Below are 1,098 nucleotides of genomic sequence, written 5' to 3'. Positions count from 1 at the left end.
CTAGGTGTTCTCGGTCATCAGGTTGGTGACAGTCGGCTGGTGGGTGGGAGTCCTCTCAGGGCGCTGTGGCCGCGGTCAGTGTTGTAGTGCTCGAGCCAGGGTGCAAGAGCCGCGCGGCGGGCCTGGTTGCTGGTGAAGACCTGTCGGTAGGCCCACTCGCCTGCCAGGGTCCGGTTGAAGCGTTCGACTTTCCCGTTCTGCCACGGGCAGTGCGGACGGATGAAGACCTGCCGGGCTCCCAGGGCGGCAACCGCTTGGGCGAAGACCGTGCTCTTGCGGTAGGCGAACGCGTTGTCGGTCATGACCCGCTCGATCGTGTCGATCCCGTGGGCGGCGAAGTGGGCCGCGGCCCGGGAGAGGAATCCCGCGCAGGTGGTGGCCTTCTCGTCATCGTGGATCTCGCTGTAGGCCAACCGGGAGTGGTCATCGACCATCGAGTGCACGTAGTCATAGCCCACCGGGCCACGCCGGCACTTCTCGGCCTGGGTGGCTGCCCTCCCGCGGGCCCGCCACCCACCACCGGGAGGGATCTTCCCGATCTTCTTGACGTCCACGTGGACCAGCTCACCGGGACGGTCCCGTTCGTAACGGACCGTGGTGGCCTTCGATGCCCGGATGACCTGCCCGGTCAACGGGTCGCAGTCCCGCAGCAGGGGCACCCCGTGACGGTGCAGGATCCGGTTGATCGTGCGCGCCGGGACACCGACCCGCACCGCCAGGACGTCCTGCCCGACCCGGTGCTCTGCCCGGGCCGCCAGCACCCGGGCCTCGACGTGCGGCGCCGTGCGCCTGGGCATCGAGTGCGGCCGGGAGGACCGGGTGAGCAACCCGGTCTCACCCTCGGCCTCGTACCGGGCGATCCAGACCGCCACGGTCTTGCGGGAGACACCCATCGCCGCAGCGATGTGGGCCTGTTTCCACCCTGCTTGGTACCGCTGGACGATCAACCGCCTGCCATGGACAGTCAGACGGGCACTACCGTGGGACACGAGAACCTCCGCTGGTCGTGGGCCTTAGACAAGCCACATCCCAGCCGGAGGTTCTCCCACGTTCAAGCCCGTCCTGCTGCTACCAACCTCCTGACCGAGAACACCTAGG

At 68.0% G+C, this 1,098-nt stretch carries 1 protein-coding gene; it reads right to left on the bottom strand.

The features are described 5' to 3' along the window. Positions 1 to 17 precede the first annotated feature (17 nt). Positions 18 to 989 (bottom strand): IS481 family transposase, encoded by a 972-nt coding sequence (locus CYJ76_RS11420; RefSeq protein WP_101850150.1) that lies wholly within the window; start codon positions 987 to 989, stop codon positions 18 to 20. Positions 990 to 1,098 lie beyond the last annotated feature (109 nt).

Origin of the sequence: Kytococcus schroeteri (assembly GCF_002847825.1) — a bacterium.
Classification (GTDB): Bacteria; Actinomycetota; Actinomycetes; order Actinomycetales; family Dermatophilaceae; genus Kytococcus; species Kytococcus schroeteri.
The sequence above is the reverse complement of the archived record's forward strand: the minus strand, read 5'-3'. Positions and strand labels throughout refer to the sequence as shown.